The organism is Mesorhizobium sp. P3_A9 (assembly GCF_056402975.1).
The window spans coordinates 1-1938 of sequence record NZ_JBFUGJ010000615.1 but is presented as its reverse complement, the minus strand read 5'-3'; the positions used below and the strand labels follow the sequence as shown (position 1 = coordinate 1938).

The 1938-nt window shown below is 56.9% G+C and carries 1 pseudogene; it reads left to right on the top strand.

What is annotated here, in order from left to right:
• Window positions 1-81 precede the first annotated feature (81 nt).
• A pseudogene (locus tag AC1DX0_RS35245) lies at window positions 82-1938 on the top strand (hypothetical protein); the annotation flags it as partial.

Here is a 1938-nt window from a genome sequence, read left to right as displayed (position 1 = left end):
CTTTGCTTGCAAAGAGAACCGACTGACGTAAGGTCATGCAGGCAAAAGCAAGCCACGTTCGGTGAATGTCGAGGCGACCAGATGAGCGATCGCAAGCGGGTCGTGGTGACGCTCCATGGCATCAGGACTTTCGGCGAGTGGCAAGACCGGCTGAAGAATTTGCTCGTCGCAGCCGATTCATCGACAATCGTCGCGACCTATAACTATGGCTTTTTCAGCGTAGTGGCATTCATCTTGCCGGTGTTGCGTTGGCTCGCGGTGCGGACCTTCCGGAAGCAGCTCGAGAGTCGGATAAGAAGCAATCCTGGCGCACTCTTCTCCTTCGTCGGTCATTCATTCGGTACTCATTTGCTGGTCCACGGGCTGCGAGGGATCGACACAGATCTCATCAAGACCATCGAAGTCGACACGATCATTCTCTCAGGCAGCGTACTGCGCTCGCGCTTCGATTGGGACCATTTTCTGGAACGGATACCGGCGCGTCGGGTTGTCAATGATTGTGGCCTCAACGACGTCGTCCTGATCCTCAGCCAGTTTTGTGTGCTGTTTACGGGTATGGCCGGGCGCTCGGGCTTCTATGGTTTCACCGGCATCGAGGTGGTCAATCGCTATTTCGCTGGTGGCCACAGCCATTATTTCCAGCCCGCAGGCCCCGACCCCGATTCGTTCATGCGCCAGTATTGGCTGGAGATACTAGCGCGCGGCGCAGATCCGGAAAATGTCACGCCAAGGGGACCGCCAACGCTGCTCACCGGCATTGTAGCGACGCTGTTGCCGTTTATGGATGTCGCCAAGCTGGTGGTCTATGGACTGATCGCATGGCTTGCGCTCGACGCGCTCTACCTTAGGCCCCGAGCCGATGCGCAGACTGAGCGCGCGACCCGCGAAATCGCTTCAGCGGCTAGCCTGTTCGAAGCCGACAGCCTTGTCCCCAGCGCCTACTCGTCTCTTGCCAGATTGATCTCGACCAATTCCATTCCGGATGACGCCCAGAAACAGCAGGCGCTGAGAATTGCGGGTTACACCCTCCAGCGACTTCTGACATTCGATCGGGCCTACGCCCAGGTAGCGGGTGGCAGCTTGTTCCGGTGGGAAGGCGCCATCTATCTGAAGGCGGATAGTCCGGTTCACCTCGACACGCCGAAAGCGTTCTCCTACGCATCGGTTCCGGCGCTCAAACGCATCGTGGTGGTCGAATCCGACACCACCGTGAGCATACTCGACGCGCGATCGGGTGCCGTCATCGCACGCAAGACGTTCGGTCGCACCGGCGAACCCATCGACGCCTTGGATTATTACCTGCTGCCCAAATCGCCGACCAAGATGGCAGTCTACTTTCACGAGCCAAATAACGACCAATTCGGCGGTTTTTCGCATTCGGTGGTGATCGACGTGGCGGAAGCGACCTTCAACGAACTGGGTCACGGATTCACGACCACGACCGATTGCAGGGAATTCGTTTTGCAAGTCGTCGACGACACTTTTCCGGACGATCTCGAAGAGGACGAGCAGTCAAAACTAAATGAAGAAACAAGACAGCTTGCGGCCTGCACGATTCCAGCTGAACTAAAGATCAACGCATTTGAATTGCCCGCGACAAGGACCGAGGGCAATGTCTGGATAAGATCGGGGAATTCCCATCCCCTGAAATCCGACAAGCCGGCTGATGATCCACAAGATTGCAACCGCTTGGTTAGCGCYGTTCACTTCCCGCATCGAATAAGGCGTGATGGCCTCTCCCTGGATTTCACTCAGCTCGACCAGACAGATTCTTCACCAGGTCGCGAATGGGTCGAGGGCTTTTTCGTGAACCGCCTCTCCGGCGAGCGCCGTTGCTTTGCCGAATTCAGCGGTCTTCAGGAGCGGCGCTTCATTGTAGCTGAACCTGACATCGACGCGGATGGCTACCACAGCATGTTGTGCGAAGTTGTTGGAAGC